Origin of the sequence: Paraliomyxa miuraensis (assembly GCF_026337845.1) — a bacterium.
Lineage (GTDB): Bacteria > Myxococcota_A > Polyangia > Nannocystales > Nannocystaceae > Paraliomyxa > Paraliomyxa miuraensis.
The window spans coordinates 268,388-290,546 of sequence record NZ_JAOVZF010000149.1; the positions used below are offsets into that span (position 1 = coordinate 268,388).

The 22,159-nt window shown below is 72.0% G+C and carries 14 protein-coding genes; 7 read left to right on the plus strand and 7 right to left on the minus strand.

Going from position 1 to position 22,159, the window contains the following annotated elements; genetic code table 11:
• Positions 1–13: 13 nt before the first annotated feature.
• The 5 genes from OEB96_RS16800 to recC all read right to left on the minus strand — a co-directional run bounded on the left by OEB96_RS16800 (position 14) and on the right by recC (position 10,773).
• On the minus strand, positions 14–1,297 hold the full coding sequence (locus OEB96_RS16800; RefSeq protein ID WP_266216952.1) for an RNA polymerase sigma factor: 1,284 nt from the start codon (positions 1,295–1,297) through the stop codon (positions 14–16).
• Positions 1,294–1,689 (minus strand): YciI family protein, encoded by a 396-nt coding sequence (locus OEB96_RS16805; RefSeq protein WP_266216953.1) that lies wholly within the window; start codon positions 1,687–1,689, stop codon positions 1,294–1,296. Before OEB96_RS16805 ends, OEB96_RS16800 begins: the two co-directional genes overlap by 4 nt.
• A 122-nt stretch (positions 1,690–1,811) precedes the next feature.
• Entirely contained in the window at positions 1,812–3,692 is a 1,881-nt protein-coding gene (gene recD, locus OEB96_RS16810) for an exodeoxyribonuclease V subunit alpha (protein ID WP_266216954.1), read from the minus strand.
• Complete coding sequence (recB, locus tag OEB96_RS16815) at positions 3,689–7,390, minus strand: exodeoxyribonuclease V subunit beta (RefSeq protein ID WP_266216955.1); 3,702 nt, start codon at positions 7,388–7,390, stop codon at positions 3,689–3,691. Before recB ends, recD begins: the two co-directional genes overlap by 4 nt.
• Positions 7,387–10,773 carry an exodeoxyribonuclease V subunit gamma gene (gene recC, locus OEB96_RS16820; RefSeq protein ID WP_266216956.1) on the minus strand — a complete coding sequence of 1,129 codons (3,387 nt, stop codon included), beginning with the start codon at positions 10,771–10,773 and terminating at the stop codon, positions 7,387–7,389. The genes recB and recC overlap by 4 nt, the downstream gene beginning before the upstream one ends.
• A gap of 142 nt (positions 10,774–10,915) precedes the next feature.
• On the opposite strand from recC, the gene OEB96_RS16825 reads away from it, so the two are divergent.
• Genes OEB96_RS16825 through OEB96_RS16835 form a run of 3 tightly spaced genes read left to right on the plus strand, consistent with a single transcriptional unit; the run spans position 10,916 to position 14,619 of the window.
• Complete coding sequence (locus OEB96_RS16825; RefSeq protein WP_266216957.1) at positions 10,916–11,560, plus strand: CAP domain-containing protein; 645 nt, start codon at positions 10,916–10,918, stop codon at positions 11,558–11,560.
• A 12-nt stretch (positions 11,561–11,572) separates the two neighbouring features.
• Positions 11,573–13,288: a DUF1592 domain-containing protein gene (locus OEB96_RS16830; RefSeq protein WP_266216958.1), complete on the plus strand. Its 1,716-nt coding sequence runs from the start codon at positions 11,573–11,575 to the stop codon at positions 13,286–13,288.
• A gap of 11 nt (positions 13,289–13,299) precedes the next feature.
• A complete protein-coding gene (locus tag OEB96_RS16835; protein ID WP_266216959.1) occupies positions 13,300–14,619 on the plus strand; it encodes a DUF1552 domain-containing protein in 1,320 nt (439 codons plus the stop codon).
• Here the strand turns inward: OEB96_RS16835 and OEB96_RS16840 are convergent.
• Entirely contained in the window at positions 14,614–16,017 is a 1,404-nt protein-coding gene (locus OEB96_RS16840; RefSeq protein WP_266216960.1) for an N-acetylmuramoyl-L-alanine amidase, read from the minus strand. The two genes, OEB96_RS16835 and OEB96_RS16840, sit on opposite strands and share 6 nt — an antisense overlap.
• A gap of 217 nt (positions 16,018–16,234) precedes the next feature.
• Here OEB96_RS16840 and OEB96_RS16845 point away from each other — a divergent pair, with 217 nt between their 5' ends.
• From OEB96_RS16845 to OEB96_RS16860, 4 genes are all read left to right on the plus strand, one after another.
• Positions 16,235–17,011 (plus strand): metallophosphoesterase, encoded by a 777-nt coding sequence (locus OEB96_RS16845; protein WP_266216961.1) that lies wholly within the window; start codon positions 16,235–16,237, stop codon positions 17,009–17,011.
• A 72-nt stretch (positions 17,012–17,083) separates the two neighbouring features.
• Complete coding sequence (locus OEB96_RS16850; protein ID WP_266216962.1) at positions 17,084–17,848, plus strand: lytic transglycosylase domain-containing protein; 765 nt, start codon at positions 17,084–17,086, stop codon at positions 17,846–17,848.
• A gap of 107 nt (positions 17,849–17,955) precedes the next feature.
• A complete protein-coding gene (locus tag OEB96_RS16855) occupies positions 17,956–18,906 on the plus strand; it encodes a ribulose phosphate epimerase (RefSeq protein WP_266216963.1) in 951 nt (316 codons plus the stop codon).
• A 71-nt stretch (positions 18,907–18,977) separates the two neighbouring features.
• Positions 18,978–20,447: a beta/alpha barrel domain-containing protein gene (locus OEB96_RS16860; RefSeq protein WP_266216964.1), complete on the plus strand. Its 1,470-nt coding sequence runs from the start codon at positions 18,978–18,980 to the stop codon at positions 20,445–20,447.
• Positions 20,448–20,495: 48 nt separating this feature from the next.
• Here OEB96_RS16860 and OEB96_RS16865 read toward each other — a convergent pair whose 3' ends face one another.
• A complete protein-coding gene (locus OEB96_RS16865) occupies positions 20,496–21,638 on the minus strand; it encodes a SprT-like domain-containing protein (RefSeq protein WP_266216966.1) in 1,143 nt (380 codons plus the stop codon).
• Positions 21,639–22,159: the final 521 nt, after the last annotated feature.

Here is a 22,159-nt window from a genome sequence, read left to right on the forward strand (position 1 = left end):
CCTGGAGCTCCCGTCAACCAGGGACTCGAGACGGGCGCTCGAGCTGGCTCCGAAGCCGTGCCGCTCGCATGCGCAGGTAGTCGCGCTCGGGGACGCTCGCGGTCAGCTCGGCCGCGCGCTGGTAGCCGGCGATCGCGGCCTCTGGATCGTTCGCGCGCTCGAAGAGGTGGGCCCGCGTGGCGTGCAGGCGGTGGTGCTGGGCGACCGTGGGGTCGTCGTCGAGCGTGGCCAGCAGCTCGAGCCCCGCAGATGGGCCATGCACCATCGCGATCGCGATCGCACGGCTGAGGGTGACCATGGGACCGCCGGCCATGCGCTCGAGCACCTCGTAGAGCGCGAGGATCTGCGGCCAGTCGGTGGTCTCGAGCGAGGGGGCCTCGTCGTGCAGCGCTGCGATCGCAGCCTGGAGGGCGTAGGGGCCCGGGGGTCCGCGGGAGAAGGCATGGTCGACGAGTGCCACGCCCTCGGCGATTGCGGCGCGGTCCCAGCGGCTCCGATCCTGTGCGTCGAGGGGCACCAGCTCGCCTGCCGGTCCGGCTCGGGCGGCCCGGCGGGCGTCGGTCAGGAGCATGAGCGCGAGCAGGCCGGTGACCTCGCCGTCGTCGGGCAGGCGCTCTTGGAGCAGGCGGGTCAGTCGGATCGCCTCGTTCGACAGATCACGGCGGTGCAGCGCCGCGCCGGCGCTGGCCATGTAGCCCTCGTTGAATCCCAGGTAGAGCACATGGAGGACCGCACGCAGTCGCGCCGGGCGCTCGTCGGGAGTGGGCAGCGAGAACGGTGCGCCCGAGCCCTTGATGGCCTGCTTGGCCCGGCTGATGCGCTGCGCCATGGTGGCCTCGGGGACGAGGAAGGCGCGGGCGATCTCGGCGGTGGTGAGCCCGCCCACTGCTCGCAGGGTGAGCGCGATCGCGGACGCGGTGGTCAACGCGGGATGGCAGCACAGGAACAGCAGCACGAGCGTGTCGTCGTGCTCGGGCGCGATCCCACGATCGAGTGCGGCGGCCAGCTGGTCCTCGGGGGGGACCAGGCTCACCACGATCGACTCGCGACGGGCGCGGGCGGCCTCGCGACGCAGGAGATCGGCGAAGCGTCGCGAAGCCACGTGCACGAGCCAGGCCCGCGGATCGCGGGGCAGGCCCTCGTGTGGCCACTGTCGTGCGGCCGCGAGCAGGGCCTCCTGCACGGCATCCTCGGCGGCCGTGAAGTCGCGGATGCGGCGAGCGACCACGCCGAGCACCTGCGGCGCCAGCCGACGCAGCAGGGGCTCGATCGCGAGGGGCTCGGTGGGCAGGGTCACGGCATGTCTTGGGGCGGGGCGCTCATCACCTGTCGCACCTCGATGCCAAGGTAGAGCGGCTCACCGCCGGGCCCGGGGGCGGTCGAGGCCTTGGCCGCGATCTGGTAGGCGCGCTCGGGGCCCTCCACGTCGACGATCCAGAAGCCGGCGAGGAATTCCTTGGTCTCGGGGAACACGCCATCGGTGATCGGCATGCCGTCGTGGCTGGCGCGGACGAGCTTGGCCTGCTCGGGGCCGGCCAGACCCTCGGCGGCCACCAGCTCACCCGAGGTCGAGAGGTCCATCGCGAGCTGCTTCATGAACTCGATGTGCGCCTGGATGTCGTGGGGCGGCCACTTCGCGATCTGGTAGGGGCCGCCGCTGGGGGTGTTCATCATCAGCATGTACTTCATGGGATTGCCGTCCTTCGTGGGTTCGGGGTGAGTGCACCGGGCTCGGGTGCCGGGTTCGGGGGGTAGTCGCAGCCGAGCCCGGGTTCTCGACATGGGTCGAAGAAAAAGATCGCGGCGACTCGTCACCCTCCCCAAAGCGCCTCGCGCAGGCCCGAGGCGCGGTCGATCCGCCGCCGCACCGCCTCCTCGAGCACCTGCGGCGTGCCGTACACCACGATCTGCTTGCGGGCGCGGGTGATCGCCGTGTAGACCAGCTCGCGCGTGAGCACGGGTGAGACCGCGGCGGGCAGGCAGAGCGCCACGCGCTCGAATTCGGAGCCCTGGCTCTTGTGCACGGTCATCGCGAACACGGTCTCGTGGGGCGGCAGCCGGGCGGGGGCCAGCCAGCGCAGCCCGCCGCCGGCGGTGCCGAACACCACCCGCGTCTGCCCATGCGCGTCGCGGTGCGTGAAGCCCACGTCGCCGTTGTAGAGCTCGAGCTGGTGATCGTTCTCGGTCACGATCACCGGCCGCCCGTCGTACCAGACGTCGCGCGTGCTGATGAGCCCGGCCCGTGACAGCAGCTCCTCCACGAGGCGGTTGATCGCGAGGACCCCGTAGCGGCCCTGGCGATGGGGCGACAGCAGGCGAAAGCGCCCGAGCGCCTCCAGGCGCTCCTCGGGCTCGCGGCCCCGCATCAGGCCCTCGAAGCCCTCGAGCACCGCCGGTCGCAGGATCTCGGACAGCTCGTCCTGCTCCGACAGCTCCACCCACGCCACGGCGCCCGCGTGCGTGCCCACGCGGTCGGGTGGGACGGGCTCGCCGAGCGCCCGCACCGTGGCCTCGCCGTCGCCGCGATTGACGGCGCGAGCCAGGCCCCCGATCCCGCCCTCGGCCGAGAACCGATAGCTGTGCGCGAGCTCGACGATGCAGTCGCCGATGCCCGGGGTTCCCGCCTCGCGCGGATCCTCGGGGAGACCGCGCTGCCCTGCCACGCGCTGCAGCTCCTGGCGAAACTGCGGCGAGTAGCCCGGCCGCGCGTCGGTGCGGCACACGTCGCCGAGGATGGCCCCGGCCTCCACCGAGGCCAGCTGGTTCTTGTCGCCCAGGAGCACCAGGCGCGCGCCCGGAGGCACGGCGTCGACGAGCTTGGCCATGAGGGCCAGGTCGACCATCGAGGCCTCGTCGACCAGGGCCAGGTCGACCGGCAGCGGATTGGTCGAGTCGTGGGTGAAGTGCGTGGGGGTCGAGGGGCGAAAGCCCAGCCCGCGGTGGATCGTGGACGGCTGGGTGGGGATCGATCGGCGCACGGCGTCGTCGATCGGCAGCGCCTGCAGCCGCTCGCTGATCGCCTCGCCCAGTCGCGCCGCCGCCTTGCCGGTGGGCGCGAACAGCTGCATCCGCAGGGGACGATCGCCCCGCGCCAGCGCCTGCTCCTGCAGCAGCGCCAGGATCCGCACCACGGTGCTGGTCTTGCCCGTGCCCGGCCCGCCCGAGATCACGGTGAGTCCACGCTGGGCGGCCACCACGGCGGCCAGGCGCTGCCAGGGATCGGCCTGGTGCTCGCCGCGTTCGGAGAACAGGCGGTCGAGGCCATCGCCCAGCTGGCCGGGATCCACGTCGCCCGGTCGTCGCTCCACCCGCTCGCGCAGGCCCTTGGCCAGCGCGGTCTGGTAGCGCCAGTACCTGGCGAGGTAGAGCCGAGCCCCGCCGTCGAACACCAGCGGGGTGGGGCGCTCCCCCGCGCTCACCAGGGGGCTGGCGGAGAGATCCATGGCCCACACCGAGAGCCCGGGGAGCACGACGTCCAGCGGCTGGCCCTCCTCGTCGAGCAGCGGCTGCGACAGCACGCGGTGCAGGTCGGCGCACACGTGCCCGTGCCGCACGGCGCGGCTGGCCAGCGCGGCGCCCAGGAACACCGACTCGGGCTCGTCGGGGTGCAGCCGCGCCAGCCCCCGGGCGAAGTGCATGTCGAGCACCGAGAGCACGCCGGCGTCGAGCAAGCGCTGCAAGAGCGGCGTCACGACAGCGGCCCTCCCCGCAAGAGGTCCGACAGCGCGTCGATGCGGGCCACCGGCGGTCGATCGAAGAACACGCCGCGCGTGGGCCCGGCCGCCGGGGTCATCCCGCGCAGGAACAGGTAGAGCACCCCGCCGAAGTCCCGCTCGTAGGAGAACCCGCGCAGGGTGCGTCGCAGGTGGCGGACCAGCGCGACCGTGTAGAGGTGGTACTGCAGCACGTAGTGATCCTCGACCATCACCTGCCCGAGCTGCTTGGACGCATAGGAGGAGAGGTCGTCGCCGAGGTGGTTGGTCTTGTAGTCCACGAGGAACCAGCGATCGCGGTGCACGAACACCAGGTCGATGAAGCCCTTGAGGAACCCGCGCAGCGGAGAGAAGCCCAGGCGATCGACCTGCTCGGGGTAGCCGGGCGGGAGCCCCTGCCCGTGGCGTCGAAACATCGCAGCCAGGCGCTCGCGGGTGAGCGCGATCGCGTCGTCCTGCTCGCCGCCGGCGGTGGGCAGGATGAACTCGAGCTCGTTGCGGCGCCGCGGCTGGCTCACGCCGTGAAGGCACAGCGTGGGGTCGTCGGCGACGAGCGGGGTGTGGAGCACCCCGTGCAGCGCGGCCTTGACCGGCTCGCCAAAGCCCTGTCGCGCGTAGCCGTAGGCGAGCAGCTTGGCGTCGAGCAAGGCGTCGCGCTCGTCCGGCGGCGCCTGGAAGTCGAGGTTCTCGAGCACGTCGTGGAAGAAATTGCCCGCCTTTGCGCCGCGGGGAAACTCGGCCAGGGGGATGGTTCCCTCGGCGGTCGGGGGCGAGCCGGGGCGGGGGGCGTCGGGGGCTCGCTCGTCGCGATCGCGGCCCTCGCTGGCCTCGCCTCGGGGCTGCTCGCGATCGGCGATCATGGTGGTGAAGCTCGCGGTGCGGCGGCTGCGGTCGATCGCCACCGCCGGGCGCCGCGCCAGCAGCTCGATGTCGGCGGCCGGCGGCGTCTGATAGGGGATCGCCTCGCCCTCGTCGAGCGCGGAGATCGCCCAGGCGCCCGCGCTGCGCTGCCGCAGCCACGCCATCATCTGGTCCTCGTCCTGATCCTTGAGCTTGGCCGCGATCTCCTCCGGATCCCACGGCACGTCCTCGGACACGAGGGGTGAGCCCAGCAGGTAGCCCAGCGGTGAGTGGTGGCTGCGGTAGAACCCGCCCCACACCACCACGCAGCGGTGCCGCGCGCGGGTGACCGCCACGTAGAGCAGCCGCAGGTTCTCGGCCGCCTTCTCGCGCCGGGCGATCGCGATGTGCGGGTCCTCGTCGCGCTCCTTGCGACCGCCCTTGCGCCGCACGTCGATCTTGAGGCGATCGTCGTCCTTCGGATCGTGAAAGAGCAGGTTGTCCTCCTCGTCGGCGAACAGCCCGCCGCCGTCCCAGAGATAGGGGCAGTAGACCACCGGGAACTCGAGGCCCTTGCTGCGATGGATGGTGATGAGCTGGACGGCCTGGTCGTCGCGCTCGAGCCGGAGCTTGACCGCCTCGACCAGGCCCGAGCGAGTGCGTCGCTGCTGCTGGAACCACCGCAGCAGCCCCGCCGGCCCCAGGTGCTCCCTGGTGCTGGCGGTGTGGAGCAGCTCGGCGAGGTGCAGGAGGTTGGTCATGCGACGCTCCCCGTCGAGCATGGCCAGCAGCCGCGCCTGGGTGCTGCGCTCGGACATGAGCGCTCGGAACATCTGCACGAAGCCCCGCTCGACCCACTGCTCGTGCCAGCGCCGAAAGTCGTCGATCCACCGGTTCCACTCGGTGTCGTCGTCGTCGGCCATGGCCTCGAGCGCGTTGGCGCTGACTCCGAACAGCTCGGTGGTGATCGCGGCTCGCAGGAGCGCGCTGCGGGTGGGCTCGGCCACCGCCCCCAGCACGCGGTAGAGCTCGTCGGCCTCGGGGGTGTCGAACACGGTGGCGTCGCCGTAGACCACGCCGGGAATGCCCAGGCGTCGCAGCTCGCGCTGCACCCGGAGCGCCTGATCGTTCTTGCGCACCAGCACGGCCACGTCGCCTGCATGCAGCGGTCGCGTGCCCGACCCGGTGTCGAGGGTCACCCCCTGGGCCAGCAGGCGCGACACGTCGGCGGCGACGAGCGCCGGGATGTTGTGCTCGGCCCAGTCGGCCGTGATCTGCTTGGTGCGCACGTGGGCGGTCGCCCGTGGCTGTACCTTGAGCTCGAACGCGGGCAGCGGCTCGCCGTCGACCCACAGCGCCGCCGCGGCTCCCGGGCGCGGGCGCACGGGAGGAAAGCCGATGTCCTCGAGCAGGAACGGGCGCCGCACGTCGAACAGCCGCTCCACCGCGGCCAGCAGCGGCGGGTCGGAGCGCCAGTTGGTGTCCATGGTGAAGCGCTGCGAGCCCGCGGCCTTGCCCGCGCGCAGGTACGTGAACACGTCGGCCCCGCGGAACCCGTAGATCGCCTGCTTGGGATCGCCGATGAGGAACAGCGGCTGCTTGGTGCCGCCGTAGAGCGTGCGGAAGATCCGGTACTGGATCGGATCGGTGTCCTGGAACTCGTCGATCAGCGCGGCTCGGTAGCGCTTGCGCACCTGCTCGGCCAGCTTGCGTCCAGCCCGCCCGCGCAGGGCCTTGTCGAGCCGCTGCAGCAGGTCGTCGAACGACTGCACGCAGAGCGCCACCTTGCGTCGCGGGACCTCGCGGCGGAGGTGCGCGACCAGGCGGCGGCGCAGCTCCACCTCGCGCTCGCGGTGATCGTCCTCGAGCGGCAGCTTGGCGGCGTGCAGCCGGGCGCAGGCGCCGAAGAACTCGTGCTGGGGCGGGGTTCCCCCCGCGCGCGTGTGCTTGACCGAGGTGGCCTTGGCCAGGGCGTCGGGCAGGAACTTCTCGAAGCCCACCGAGCCGAGCTCGGGCCCGGGCTCCTCGCTGCGCAGGAACGCATCCATGGCGAGGAACCACATGGGCATGTCGTCCTTGCGGTAGCGGGCCTTGTTCAGGTAGGGGAAGCCCAGCAAGAGCGCCTTGATCTCGTCGCGGTCGCGCCACCACAGCTCGCGGACTTGCTGGTAGGCCTCGGCGTAGGCGGTGGCGGGGGGCAGGTCGGCGAGCTCGACGCGCTCGGGGACCACGGGCGCGTCGATGTGGCGCAGGCACAGGCGCGCCAGCGGCATCAGGCGCTCGGGCGAGAGGTTCTCGCGGTGCAGGTGCCGCACGAAGCGGGCGTCCGAGCCGTAGAGCTCGCGGGCCCAGAAGTCGCACAGCACCTGATCGACGACCGGCTCGTCGTCGATGATGAGCTCGGTGTCGAACGCAACCCCGCTCTCGAACGCCGAGTCGTGCAGCACGCGGTTGCAGAACCCATGGATGGTGGAGATCGGGGCCTCGTCGAACGAGCGCAGCGACAGGGTCAGGCGCTCGCGATCGAGCTCGGCATGGCCGGCGGCGCGACGCCGAGCGACCAGCGCGGCGAGCAGCGGATCGGGGGCTCGCTCCGTACGATAGGTCTCGAGCGCCGCCCGCAGCCGCGCACGCACGCGATCGCGCAGCTCGGCCGCGGCGGCCTCGGTGAACGTGACCACCAGGATCTGATCCACGCCCAGGCCCCGCTCGAGCATCAGGCGCAAGAACAGCGTCGCGATGGCGTAGGTCTTGCCCGTGCCCGCGCTGGCCTCGATGAGGTTGGTCCCGTCGAGGCTGGTGCCCAGGGGATCGAAGCCCCGTGCCGGCGCGCTCACTCGTCCTCGCCCTCCTGCAGGTGCTCGAGCAGGGGATTGAACACCCGCCGCGACAGCGAGGCGAAGTCACCGCCCAGGAGCGGGGGATCGAGCAGCGAGAAGCCTTCTTGCAGTGGATCGAGATCGCCGAAGATCCGCGCGAGGTGGGGGTCGTCGTTCTCGGTGTGGCCACGGCCCGTCCACTCCGAGTGGGCGATCATCCGCGCCTCGGCGTCGTCCTTGCCCTCCCGGAGCGCTTGCACGTAGGCCAGCGAGGAGCGCGGGAACAACAGCAGCGGGCGCTGCTGACCGGCCAGGTACAGGCGCGCCAGCTCGTCGAGCCGCTCGGTCGCGTCGGGGACGGGCTGCATCCGGCAGACCCGTGCCCCGCCGGGCTTCTCGGGGCGGCCCACCAGCACCGTGCGCGGGGTCTGGTCGTCGGGCCGCAGCGCGCACAGGGTCAGGTGGCGGATCCACGCGTCGAGCAGGTGCTTGGCCCGGATCTGGCCGTACTGGGCCCGCACCATGGCCGCGGGCCAGCGACGGTCGAGCTGGCCCACCAGGCGCAGGGTGGGGAGCGACAGATCGAGGCTGAGGTTGGGCAGCCGCGGTCCCACGCGCAGCCGTCGAGCCACCGCCGCGATCGGATCGGTGTCGAGCGCGATCGCCTCGTAGAGCGAGTCGCCGGCGGCGCCCAGCGGCAGCAGGCCCATCGCGCGCAGGAGCTCGCGCGAGCGCAGCGCGGGCAGCTCGTCGAGGCGGTGCTCGAGGATCTCGGTGCCGGCCTTCCACTGCTCGAGGGTGTCGAGCTCCATCGGCTCGCGATCGCTGCGGTCGCGGACCCACTCGCTGAGGTTGATGCCCAGCCGGCGCTTGAGCAGCTCGGCGGCCGGCTGCTGGAAGAACCGCACCAGGCGGTCGAGGGGCAGCGGCCGCTCCTGCTCCTCTTGAGGCGGCGGGGGCAGCAGCGCGTCGAACAGCTCGATGCGCGGGCGTCCCTCGGTACCCGTGTGCAGCGCGCGTGCGCCGTCCTCGTAGGCGGCGGCGTAGCTCCACAGCCGAGGGTCGGCGTCGGCTCCGAAGTAGCGCGGCGAGAACGGCTGCATGGGGTGGCGCAGCACCAGCTGCTGGCGCAGGCGGCCGGGGCCGGGCTCGTCGCGGGTCACGAACGACTCCTCGAGCACGTCGAGCAGCTCGCTGACCACCACCGACGGCGGCAGGTCGGCGTTGTCCTGGATGCTCTGCCCCACGTAGCTGATGATCACGCGGCGGCGCGCGGCCAGGAGCGCCTCGAGGAACAGGTAGCGATCGTCGGCACGCCGCGAGCGGTCGCCGGGGCGCGGGCGCTGGGCCATCAGATCGAAGCCCACGGTGCGACCGGTGCGGGGGAACGCACCGTCGCTCATCCCGAGCATGCACACCACCTCGAACGGGATCGTGCGCATGGGGAGCATGGCGCAGAAGGTCACGCCGCCGGCCAGGAAGCGCTGGGCGGGGCGCTCTTCTTCGAGCCGCTCCTCCACCAGCACCCGCATCGACGGCAGCGGGATCGTCCCGTCGAACCCGGCCGCGGCCGCGTCGGTGACCAACCCCTCGATGGCGCGCCGCAGCTGCTGGTGCTCCCACGCGGCGAGGCCCTGGGTCGAGAGCATGTCGTCGGCGAGGGCGGTCAGCGCCTCTTGCCAGCCCTCGGGGGTGCGGGGGCGGTCGAGCTGGGTGAGGTGGGTGAACAGCCGCTCGCACAGCTCCGCGAGCTTGCCCAAGAGCTCCGCGTCCTGGCCCTCGATCTCGTCGTAGGGCAGCACGCCCGCGAAGGTCATGCGGTTGCCGCCGGGCAGCCCATAGCCGAGCAGCAGGCGCTGCAGCCCGAAGCGCCAGGTGTTCTGGTCGTAGCGCGGCTGGCCGTGCTCGCCGCGGTGCTGTCCATCGACCCCCCAGCGCACGCCTGCGGCGCCCACCCACTCGGTGATGGTGTCGAGATCCTCGGCCGTGATCTCGAAGCGGGTGTGCACCGCCTCGACCGCGATGAGATCGAGGACCTCCGAGACGGTGACGCGGCTGCCCACCAGCCCCAGCAGGCGGTGGAAGGCCTCGATGGTGGGGCTCTCGGCGCGCACCGAGCGATCGGCGATGCAGTAGGGGATGAAGCTCGGCTCGCGGTGGTCGCGTTCGAACACCGCCTCGACCAGGGGCGCATACGTGTCCACGTCGGCCATCAGCACCACCACCTGGTGCGGCGCGATGCCCTGGGCGCTGGGCCCGGACAGCAGATCGAGCAGCTGGTCGTGCAGCACCTCGACCTCGCGCATGGGCGAGTGGCAGGCGTGGAACGTGATCGAGCGATCATCGGGCTCGACCACCTTGGGGGGTGGCGTGGTCAGGCGGGCGCGCGGATCATCGGGGTCGCGTACCTCGCCCCCGCGGTGACGCAGGTGCAGCACGTCGGCCTGCAGCTGGCCGAGCATGGTGCGGGTGGGAGGCTCGCGGTAGAGCGAGGGCTCGGCCTCCTCGTAGTCGAGCTCGCGCTCGAGCACCAGCTGGAAGTCGCGGCCGACCGCGCCGAACGAGGCCAGCAGCGGGTTGCCCTGGTCTGCGATTGGTCCGGCGAGGGGTCCTCCATCCGACCCGCTCGCCGGGTCCCGTAGTGCGCGCAGGGCCTCCCGTCCCGAGCGCAGCTCGGCCCAGTACTCGTGGCTCGGCGACAGCGCGAACATGTGCACGGGCACGTGGCGCGACAGCGCGCCGAGCACCTGCACGTAGAACGGGGGCAAGGTGGACACTCCGAACACGCACACGCGTGCGGGCAGGGCATCGCGGTCGAAGTCGCCCCCGTCGAGACGGCGGAACACGTTGCGCGCCAGCGCGGGTGGGTGGTCGGGTCCCTGGCGGGCCACGATCGTTCGCCACAGACGGGCCTGCCAGTGGTCCTCCTCGCCGTCGTCCCAGGCCAGCACCATGCGCGGGCGATAGACCGCGTAGCGATCGAGCACCTCGGCGATCCGCTGCGCGAGCTGGAAGCGCGCCTGCCCGCGCGAGTCGTCGGCGACGTAGCGTCGCAGCTCCTCGAACGGTGGCGTGGGCAGCAGCTCGGGCAGCGCCGCCAGCACCGACCACAACAGGCGCTTGCGCTCGAACGCCGCGGTGAGGTCGCCCGCCGGCTCGGCGTCGGTGCGCGGTCCCAGCACCGTGGTGAACAGCTCCTGCACGAAGCGGCGCGGGAACGGGAAGCTGCCGCCCACCCAGCCGTCGAAGCGCTCGGCCAGGCGCATCGACAGCCACACCGCCATGGCGCGGCTGTGCACCATCACGGGCTCGGGGTGCAGCGGGCCCGCCACGGGCTCGCGCAGCACCTCGGTGAGGGCGTCGAGCAGGGCCTCGACGCGATTGCTCCTGTAGACCTTCATCCCGTACGCCGTGCGCGGGGGCGGGCAGGCCCCGAGGGAAGGTGGGGCAGGCGGGGCCCGTGGGGCAGCGACCGAGCCTGCCGCCGGGGACCCCGACAAGCAAGGCTTGTTGGACCTTCGGTCCCTGGCCTACCGTGGGGGCATGCAGCGCGGAGCGAAGTTGGGGCATCGCATTGGCCTGGCGTCGTGGCTCGGCTGGGCGGTCGCGTGTGGGGGAGACGACGAGCCGGGCGACGACGGCGCGTCGGAGAGCGGCGCCGTGGACGGACCGGGTGACGACTCGAGCGGGGGCGAGCCTCCGGCCGCGGCCGACGTGCCCGACATCGACTACTGCGCGGACGTGGCCGGCTGGGACGAAGGGTGGCGGGCGTTCGAGCGCGAGGTGGTCGAGCGCGTGAACCTGGCCCGCGCGCACGGAGGCGATTGCGGCAACGGGGGCAGCTTCGACGCGACCGGTCCGCTCGCCATGGAGTCACGGCTGCGCTGCGCCGCACGGGTGCACAGCCTCGACATGATCCAGCGTGGCTTCTTCGATCACGTCAACCCCGACGGGCTCGATCCCTTCGATCGCATCGAGCTGGCCGGCTACTCGTTTCGCGCCTCGGGGGAGAACATCGCGGCCGGTCAGACCACGCCGCAGGAGGTGGTCGACGGCTGGCTGCTGAGCCCCGGACACTGCGCCAACATCCTCAGCCCCGACTACACCGAGATCGGCGTGGGGTACGTGTTCACGCAGACCGATCCGTTGGGGCACTACTGGACGCAGACGTTCGGGACGCCACTCTAGGGGGCGGGCGTCATGCACCGCCTCGCTCTGGTCGCCCTCGCTCGCCGCGTGCTCGGCCCGTGCCTGCTGCTGCCGCTCGCCACGGCCTGCGGCGACGACCTCCCCGATGCGGACGCGCCTCCATCGCGGCACGACCCGCCGTTGCTCGCCGCACCGCCTCAGACCCTCGCCGCTCCGCTGCGCCGGCTCACCCGCAACCAGCTCCACCACACGGTGCACGACCTGCTCGGCGATGCGCTGCCTCCCACGCTCGACGTACGCGAGCTGCTCCCGCCCGACGACGAGCACGGCGGCTTCGCCAGCAACGCCACGGTGCCCACGACCACCCTCGCCGCGCAGCAGCTCGAGCGCGCCGCCGAGACCATCGCCGACGCCGCCGTGGCCCGTCGCGAGCACCTGCATCCGTGCCTCGGGCAGCTCGATCCCGAGCCCGCCTGCCTCCACGAGTGGATCGATGCCCTGGCCCCTCGCGCCTGGCGACGGCCGCTGTCCCCCGAGGACGTCGCGACCCTCCACGCCCTGGTCGAGCCCACCCCCGTGCCGGCCGAGGTCGACGACGATCCCACCGACGCCGCCCTGCGCCGCACCCTGTCGGCGCTGCTGCAAGCCCCCGACTTCCTCTACCGCATCGAGCGTGGCGAGCCCACCGAGGACCCCGCCGTCCTGCGCCTGACCGACCACGAGCTCGCCGCTCGCCTGTCGTACCTCGTGTGGTCGTCATTGCCGGACGAGGCGCTGTGGGCCGAGGCGGCGGCCGGGCGCCTGCGCGACCCGCTTGGGCGAGGTCGGCAGCTCGACCGCATGCTCGCCGATCCCAGGGCCGCTCGAGGTCTGCTCGACTTCCATCGCCAGTGGCTCGAGCTGGACGACTTGCCCGTCCTCGACAAGGACCGCAACGTGTTCCCCACCTTCGATCCTGCCCTGCGACCGCTGCTGCAGCGGGAGTTCGAGGCCTTCGTGGAGGCCACGCTGCTGCGCGGAGACGGTCGCCTGCCGACCTTGCTGCTGCATCGCACCACCTTCGTCCCCCCCGCGCTCGCGCTCTGGTACGGCGACGACGCCGGCCCCACCGCCGTGCCGCCCGAGCGGCTTCCCCACCAGCTCCCCGCGGATTGGTCGCCCGTGGCGCTCGAGCCCACGCGTCGCGCGGGCGTGCTCACCCTGCTGCCGGTGCTGGCCACCCACGCCAAGGCCGAGCGCAGCGATCCGGTGGCCCGCGGTACGCTCGTGCGACGGCGGCTGCTGTGCGACGCGCTGGCCGCCGCTCCGCCGCAAGTCCCCATGCCGCCGCCATCCGACCCGGCCCCCGGCCGCTCGCAGCGCGACCAGCTCGAGCAGCACGCCGAGGACCCCGCCTGTGCGGCCTGCCATGCGCTCATCGATCCGGTGGGGCTGGCCTTCGAGCCCTACGATGCGATGGGCGCGTTCCGCTTCGAGGATCTCGCCGGCAACCCCATCGATGCCACCGCCTGGGTGGAGGACAGCGACCTCCAGGGGACGCTCGACGGTCCGGTGGCGCTGGCCGAGGCGCTCGCGGGCAGCGAGCAGGTGCACCGCTGCTACGCCACGCAGTGGTTTCGCTACGCCCTCGGCCGCCCCGAGACCCCCGACGACGCACCGACCCTCGAGGTCGTGCAGGCCCGCTTCGTCGAGGCGGACGGCCACTTCCCCACGTTGCTGCGAGCGCTGGTTCGGTCCGAGGCGTTCGGCCACCGGAGGGTGCCATGACCCGTCGGAGGATGAGCCGTTGGACGCGCGGGCACGTGCGTCGTCGCGCCTTCCTCCGCGCGCTGGGCCTGGGGGCCGCCGCGGCGCCCTGGGTGCCGTTGCTCCCCTCGCACGCCGAGGACTCGCCCGTCCCGCGACGCGTGATCTTCGTGTGCTTCGCCCATGGCGTGGCGCGTGACCACTGGTGGGCCACGCCCACCGCCGAGGGCCTGTCGCTCTCGCCCATCCTCGCGCCGCTCTCCGATCACGCGGCACGCCTGACCGTGATCGAGGGCCTCGACAACGCGCCGGGCCTCGGCCAGGTCGGCGATCAACACAACATCGCCGTGGGCACGCTGCTCACCGCGATGCCGCTGCAGGCCGATCTCGGACCCGGTGGTCACTACCTGCCGGGCGGTCCTTCGATCGATCGGCGCCTCGCACCCCATCTCGACGATCCCGACGCGCCCGCGCGGCCGCCCCTGCACCTGGGCGTGCGCACGCAGGGCTTCAGTCTCTCGGCCCTCGACGCCGGTCGACCCGTACGAGCCAACGACGATCCTCGAGCGGTCTACGAGTCGTCGTTCGGCGAGCTGTCGCTGCCCGCCGCCGATCGCGAGCACCTTGCCGCCCAGCGCACGGCCGCACGCGGGCTCGCCCGTGCTCGCCTCGAGGCGCTCGTTCCCACGCTGCCCGCCGACGATCGCCAGCCCTTGCGCGATCACCTGCACGCCCTCGACGCGCTCGAGGCCAGCCTCGATGCGCTCGGGCCCCCGCCGCCCGAGTGCCTCGTGCCCGATCCTCCACCCGAGGTACCACACCCCACCACGCCCGCCGACGCGGACGTCCCCACGCTCGTCCGCGCCCAGACCGAGCTGGCCGTCGCCGCGCTCTCGTGCGACCTGACCCGCGTGATCACGCTGCAGTGGGGCTCGTCGGGCAACGACGGCCTGCGCCACGTGTGGCAGGGATTCTCGCAGGAGTTCCACACGCTGGCCCACCTCGCCAACGGCGACGATCCCCACGCCCACGCACGCTTCGCGCAGATGAATGCGTGGACCATGGAGCAGCTCGCCGCGCTGCTCCATGGTCTCGCCGCCGTCCCGCAAGGGGATGGCACGCTGCTCGATCACACGACGGTCGTGTGCTGTAGCGGCCTGTCGGTGCAGCACCACATGGGGGACCTGCCCGTGCTGGTCGCCGGCGGTGGTCTGTCCGGGGGACGCGTGCTGTCGTCACCCGGCGTTCCGATCGCGGCGCTGTGGCTCGCGCTGGCCGAGCACCTCGGTGCTCCGCTCGAGGCCTTCGGCGATCCCGAGCACGACGTGGGACCGCTGGCGGGGCTGTCATAGCCCACGACGTCGGCGCAGGCCGAGGAGCCCCAGCACCCCCAGCGCGATCGCACCCGTGCGGCCGGGGCCGCCCTGGCCACGGCATCCGCAGCCCTCGTCGCCCTCGCCCAGGCCCGGCGGAAGCGCCGGATCGTAGCCATCGTCCGAACCCGCGGTCCCTCCCGGAGGGCCCGTGTCCTCGGCCCCTCCGGTCGTACCCGGCTCGCCGCCGGTCGAGTCACCACCGCTGTCGTCCAGACCTCCGCTGGTGTCGTCGCCGCCGGGATCGGGCACGGGATCCACCCCGATCACCACGCGCGCCCCGGGATAGACCTCGAGCGCCACCGATGCAGTCGCGAACTCGTAGCCGTCGCCGGTCACGTCGAGCGCATGGTCGCCCTCGGGGAGCCCGGTGAAGCCAAAGCGCCCCTCGGCATCCACCTCGATCGCGGCCCCGCCCGCGAGGCTCACCTGCGCGCCGACGGCCGCGGCATCGAACGGGTCGCAGGCGCCGTCGAAGTGGCCCGCGAAGGCGTAGCCCCATCCGGCCAGCTCGGCGGCGCAGGGGCTGCCGTCGTCGAGCACCAGGCGGCGATGCCCGATGAAGTCGCCCTCGTCGTGGAGCACGACCAGCTCGGTCCCCGCGGGCACCGAGCAGCGCTGATCATCGGCCAGCGCGTCCGACGGCTCCGGCGTGGCCTTGAGCCACGTGTCGGTGTTGGCGGTCACCGTACACGCGCGGCTGCGATCGACCACCACGCCCCGGATCTCCCCCTGGGGCACCACGTCGTGGATGAGCGCCATGTAGAGATCCCAGTCCCAGTTGGGCCCCGGATCGGTGTGCGTCTGGTTGGGCAGCTCCACGTGCCCCACGATGTGGTCGCGGTCGAGCGGCAGGCCGTGCGAGTCCGCCAGCCAGCGCGCCAGCCGGGCCGACTCCAGGTACATCAGCCACGTGTACCAGTCGGGATCGTCGACGAAGCCCTCGTGCTCGATGCCCAACGACACCGAGTTGCTGTTGCCCACGTGCCATGCCCGGTCCTCGTGGTGCACCATCTGGGTGACCTCGCCATCCGACGATCGCATGCAGTAGTGGGCCGAGACGTTGGATGCCGGGTTCTGGAACCACGAGATCGAGCCCGCATAGGAGCCCTGCATCGTGTGCACCACCACGTACTGCACGGTGCCCATCCCGTCGAGCGTGTAGTTGGAGGAGTGGGCCGGGGTGAAGCCGACCGCGCGCGGATACTCGGAGGGCGCACCCGAGACGGGGGGCACCGCGAGAGTGGGATCGTCGTACTCGGGCGGTCGCTGGTGATGGTCGTGACCATCGGGTTCCTGTGCCGAGGCGCTCGATGCGGCGAGCGCCAGCGTGAGCGTGGTTGCGAGGGTGACAAGGGTGCTCCGTCGACGCGTCATGGCTCCCATCCCCGGTATGCCCCAAGTTCGACCCCACGGGGTGGCCTTTCGACGAGAATCCTCGCGAGAAGGGACGGCGCGGATGGCTCGATGCCCAAGGCGTCCCACGCCGATTACGCCTCATGAGGCGGTATGCTCCGCGGGCACCGCCCAGGGGCCGGTGGTTCGCCCGTCTCGGGCGCACCAGCCCGACTGACGCCGGACGCCCGGATCTCCCATGCGGATCGCAGCGCTCTCCGACTTCCACATCGGTGCCCGTCATCACACCGACGGGTTCCGCCACGATCTCGCCCGCTTCGCTCGCTTCCTCGATCGCCTCGAGGCCGAGCACGACACCATCGTGCTGCTCGGCGACATCTACCAGACCGATCACTCCTTGTGGCCCACCGAAGGCGCGGCGCGGCGGATGCTCGAGCGGGCCCGCCGACGCGTGGCCGTGCTGGCCGAGCGCTTCGCAGCGCCGCCCTACGTGCACGTGTTCGGCAACCACGACGCGATCGCCGGACCCGCCCTCGGTGCTCCCGAGCACCTGCGCCTGCCGGGACGCTTTCCCGCGCTCTTCATCCACGGCCACCAGTTCGATCCGATTGCCGTCGAGGCGCGCTGGGCCGCCGAGCTCGGCACGTGGAGCACGGGCCGCCTGCGCGCCGTGGGGATGCGGCCGCTGGCCTGGTGGCTCGAGCTCCGCGACGTCGCGATCAAGGATCGCCGCTTTCGCGGCCCCGACGGTCCCTACGCTCGCGGGGCACTCGGGCTGATGCGCGAGCACGGCGCCCCGATCGTCGTGATGGGCCACACCCACTGTCCTGGCATCACGCCGCTGTCTCGGGGCGCGATGGCCAACACCGGGACCTGCAGCGGTGGCCGGACCATGTGGGTGAGCATCGACACCGAGCGGGGCACGATCGAGGTCCATGGCGTGGGAGCGCCCATGCATCATGCGTTGCCCGACGCGCTCGCTCGCGGCCCATCGGGGGCTCACGGGGGCACGTAGCGGTCGAGGGCGTGGTCTGGGGCCCCGAGCTTTCGCCTGGGCGATCGTGGGTGGGGCTGCTAAACGGCGAGGATGCGACGATGCCTCCTCGTGGCTGCTCCCGGCTGGTTCCTCCACTGGGGCCTCGCCTGCAGCCCGGTCGGCGGCGAACCGCCGCCCGAGCCAGCCCCGACCGTCGCCGTGGTCCCCGAGCCGCTCGAGCCTCGGCCCGAGCCGATCCCGCCGGCTGCAGTAGAGCCGGAGTCGCCGACCGAGCCGGCACCCGAGCCCGAGCCCGAGCCCGTGCGTCCCCCGTGGAGCGCCGACGACGAGCCGCGGATCCAGGAGATCCAGCCCCTCGTGGCCGAGGCCGCGGCCGCCCATGGCGTCGATCCCCACCTCGTCAACGGCGTGATCTGGGTCGAGAGCAAGTTTCGCCCCAAGGCCAAGAACCGCAGCGGTGCGCGCGGGCTGATGCAGCTGATGCCCAAGACCGCCAAGGCGCTGGGGCGGGCGCTGAAGCGCCCCGCCAGGGTCTACGACCCCGAGTTCAACGTCCACGCGGGGACCTACTACCTGTCGCGCATGCTCGCGCGCTTCGACGGCGATCGGTCCCTGGCGCTCGCCGCCTATGCGCGCGGGCCCGGTCGTGTGCGTGCCTGGGTCGACGCCGGAGAGCCGTTTCCCGCTGGCGTCGTGCGCTTCGTCGAGAAGGTCGAGCATGCGAGCGCGGCCTTCGAGGCCATGGGGTGGCCCGAGCCCGAGCCCGAGCTCGAGTCCGAGTCGGCCACGGAGGTCGACCTCGAGTCGGCCGGCCCGGTCGAGCCAGGCGCGAGCCAGGCTGCCGAGCCGCAGTAGATCGCGTGCATCCTCGCACCCGCCCAGACCTGCGTTCCGCCGGAGCCAGGGGCGCACTTGTGGGAATTGAGGGGTTCGGTGGGCTCGATTTCGTGTATCCTCGCGTCATGCAACGTCGTCGGCTCGTTTCGTGGTCGTCCTTGGGCGCGGGAGCGCTCGGGCTCGTGTTGTTCGTGGGTTGTGGGACCAAGGACGATCAGCCCCAAGCGACCAGCGTCGGCGAGGAGGGGCCGAGCGACGACACCACCACCTCGGTCGGCGAGACCATGCCCATCACCACCATCGGCGAGGAGACGGGCGAGCCCGCGACCACCACCGGGGTGGCCGACGGCGACAGCGGGGGCACGGGCAGCGTGTTCATCCTGCCCCCCGACGGCGGCGGGGCGATGAACGAGTGCAACATCTGGACGCAGGATTGCCCGCCGGGCGAAAAGTGCATGCCGTGGGCCAACGACGGCGGCGGCTCGTGGAACGCGACCCGCTGCTCGCCGATCGACGACAACCCGGGTCAGCCGGGGGACACCTGCACGGTCGAGGGCTCGGGCGTCAGCGGCGTCGACGACTGTGACGTCTCCGCGATGTGCTGGGACGTGGACCCCGAGACCAACACGGGCACCTGCGTGGGCTTCTGCGAGGGCTCCGAGGACGCTCCGTTCTGCCCCAATCCCGACGAGGGCTGCTCGATCACCAACGACGGCGTGTTGATCCTCTGCATCCCCAAGTGCGATCCGCTGCTGCAGGACTGCCCCGACGGCCAGGCGTGCTACCCCGAGGAGAACGGCTTCTTCTGCTCCCCCGACGCCTCGGGCGAGATGGGGGCCATCGGCGATGCGTGCGAGTACATCAACGTGTGCGATCCCGGTGGTTGGTGTGCCGCGGCCGAGACCGTGCCCGACTGCGTGGGCTCGGGTGGATGCTGCGCGGCGTTCTGCGACATCACGCTGCCGGATCCGAGCGCCTCGTGCCCCGCCGGGACCGAGTGCGTGGCCTGGTACGATCCCGGTACTGCGCCTCCGGGCTACGAAGACGTCGGCGTCTGCATCCTCCCGCAGACCTAGCGGCGGTGCGACCCGGTCCTCGATGACGGGCCGTACCGCTGCCCCCACTCGTGGTACGGTCCATCATCGCGATGACCACCTCGAGCGTGCTCGCCACCGACGCGTACAAGTTCTCCATGGCGCAGGCCGGCTTTCCCCTGCGCCGCGAGACCTTCTACCTCTCGTTCCGCTTCGGCGGCTTCCAGTACGTGCCGTTCGATCTGGCAACGACCGTGCGGGCCGCGGTGGACCGGCTGCGGCCGACCCCCGAGGACCTCGCATTCGCCCGCGAGCACGGCTATGGCATGAGCGACGCCATGGAGGCTGCGCTGGCCCAGGGCGACGCGCTGCAGGTGCAGGCGGTGCCGGCGGGGAGCTGGGTCTACGAGCGCGAGCCCATGCTCACCGTCACCGGCCCCAGCTTCCTGGTGTCGTGGCTCGAGCCCATGCTCTTGTGGCTGAACTACCCGATCCAGCTCGCCACTGCGCTCAAGAGCGGGCAGGCGCGCCCTCCCGGGCTGCTGCACGCCACCTGTGCCGAGCATGCCTCGATCATCGAGTCGGTGGCCGAGGCGGTGCACGCCAAGGTCGAGATCACCCGCGAGGACGAGGCCTACCACGAGGGCGTACGCAAGCGCGCCCGATCGCTGGTCGAGGCGGTGCAGGGCGACGCGGCGCGGATCTTCGAGGTCGGCATGCGCTCTGCCGTGTGCATGGAGCAGCACCGCGCGGCCCTCGTCGCCTGCCAGGCCGAGGGCATCACGCTCACCAGCAACGTACAGCTCGCGCGCGAGCTGGGCATGACGCCCGTGGGGACCATGGGACACGAGCACGTGCAGCGCTGGGGCGCCGACCTGCCCGCGTTTCGGGCCATGCGGGACATGCGGGTCACCGCCCCGAGCTACCTGCTCGACACCTTCGACACCATGGGGGCGGGGATCAAGGCCGCGGTGCAGGTGATGCGCGAGCGCGAGCATGCCTGCGCCATCCGCTACGACTCGGGCAACAAGTTCATCCAGTACCTGCACGCCAGCGAGCTGCTGCGCGAGCACAAGCTGCAGCCCGCCCACGTGCTCGAGGACAGCCTCGACGACGAGGCCACCCGCCACTTCGAGCGCCTGCGCGAGTTCACCGGCTGGCCCGCGGAGCGGCAGGTCTACGGGTTCGGCGGGTTCCTGGTGGCCAAGCCCATGGGGACGCCGCTCACCCGCGATGCGGTGAGCGCGGTGTACAAGCTCAGCGAGACGGCGGGTGAGCCTCGCATGAAGTTCGGCAACGCGGCCGCCTCGGGCAAGCGCAGCGTGCCGGGGCGTCCGGTGGTGTGGCGGCGGCGGCGAGGCGATGGGCCGATCGGCATCATCGGGCAGGCCGGCGAGTCGGTGCCGGACAACTACGTCGATCTGTCGTGCAACCCCGAGGCAATGGAGCACCTGCGGATCTGCAACGTGCTGGATCTGCAGCGGGCGATGACGATTCCCCCGCAGGAGCGCTGGGTGGATCTGTCGCCGGCCACCAAGGCGCTGGTGCAGCGGCTGACGCCCGCCGGCGAGCTCGTGGAGTAGGGCGCGAGGGGCGGCCTCGTGCCGAGCAACGGGCGTGCGGACGGACGATCAGCGAGGATCCTTGCTCGCCGCGCGCAGCGCCTTGGGTCGCTTCTCGCTGGGTCCCGACTCCACCGGTCGTGACAGCACGATCTCCGCACCCGCGCGATGTCCCTCGGCAAACGCGGCGTTGCGCTGGGCGCCGCCGCGTCGCACCGCCTGGATCCTGGGGTGACGCCGCCGAAAGAAGCGCTGGAGCTCGGCGGTGGGGACCCACACCAGGCCCTGCTCTTGCAGCTGCTCGTTCTGGGCGGCGAGCTTGGTCTCGAAGCCTCGCATCACCCCGGCGAGGAACGCCTGCCGATCGCGGTTGGAGCTGCGGCCGCTGTGCTGCGCGTAGTCGGCCCACAGTCGGATCGCGGTGGCCGAGAGGAACGCGTGGACGTGCTCGGCCATCACGAGGTTGGCCTGCCGCCCGCAGATCTCGAGCACGGTGCCGCGCTTGCCCTCGAGCGGGCGATAGACCGGGATCCACAGGCACTCCACGAAGAAGTACCGGGTGAGGATGTTGGCCAGGCGTCGCTCGTGCTCGAGGATGCGGCCCGAGGGGTGTCCGAGGTGGCGGAAGCCGTAGTGACGGCGCTGCGTCGTGGGGCTGGCGGCCGGGTTGGCGTTGCGTTCGAAGTCTCGCTCGAGGTCGAGGTTGAGCTTGAGCATCAGCCGCCGCGCCGCCGTGGCGGCGGCCTCGGCCTCGTGCTGGTTGGGGCTCTGGGCCAGCGCGAGCAGCTTGCGGATGCGGTCCACGGCGCGCGCGGCGGGGTCGTCGTCGGGCAGGGGAGTCGAGGCGCTGCCCGTCGCGCGGGCATCGATGCCCAGGCGCTCGCACACGCCGCGGAAGGTCGGCCCGTGGGCGGTCTCGTCCACGCGCAGGCACTCGCTGACGAACTGGTGAGCGACCTCGTGCTTGAGCACCTCGATGACCTCGACCCACGGGCGCTCGAGCACCAGCGCGCGCGACAGCTCGAGGCTGCGCAGCTCCGCGTTCCACTGGCCGAGCCGCTCACGGGTGGGGGAGAGCCGAAACACCGGCTTGCGCAGCACGTCCTTGAAGAACGTGTAGTTGATCGCCTCCCACTCGGCGACGAGGCGCTCGAGCAGCTTGACCTCGAGCTCGGCCGTGAGCTTGGCGGCGGGATCGGCTGCATGCGACACGCGGGGAGGGTAGTCGGATGAGGACGGGGGGTCCACGGCCGGCGGTGCCGGGGACGGTCACCGAGGAGCGAGCGCTCGACCAGGTGGCGGCGTACCTCGAGCGACTGGGGCTCGAGCGAGTGTTGGGCTCGGTGACCTGCCCATCGACGAACGGGCAAGACCACCAGCGCGCGCTGGCTGGTCCAGCACTACGTGAAGGAGCGAAGCATCGAGATCACGGCCGAGCACGTCGAGGCCGCCAAGGAGACGATCATCCTCGAGTGGCGAAATGACGGTCCACCCGCCGTCCGGGAAGAAGGGGTGGCTGGTCGGCTGTGGCGGGGAGTGCTTGGCGAGCGAGGCTCGAGCGAAGCATGGACGGCTGCGCGTGTTCGCCGCGCACGTCGTCACGGGCGGTGCCCCGGCCTCCTGCGATCGATCGTCTGCGGCAACCGGTCGCTGGTGCTGGCCGGCTCGCGTCCGGGGATTGCTTCGCGCGCATGCGATTGTCGCGCGGTGTTAGCCTCGGGATCTCGACCGTT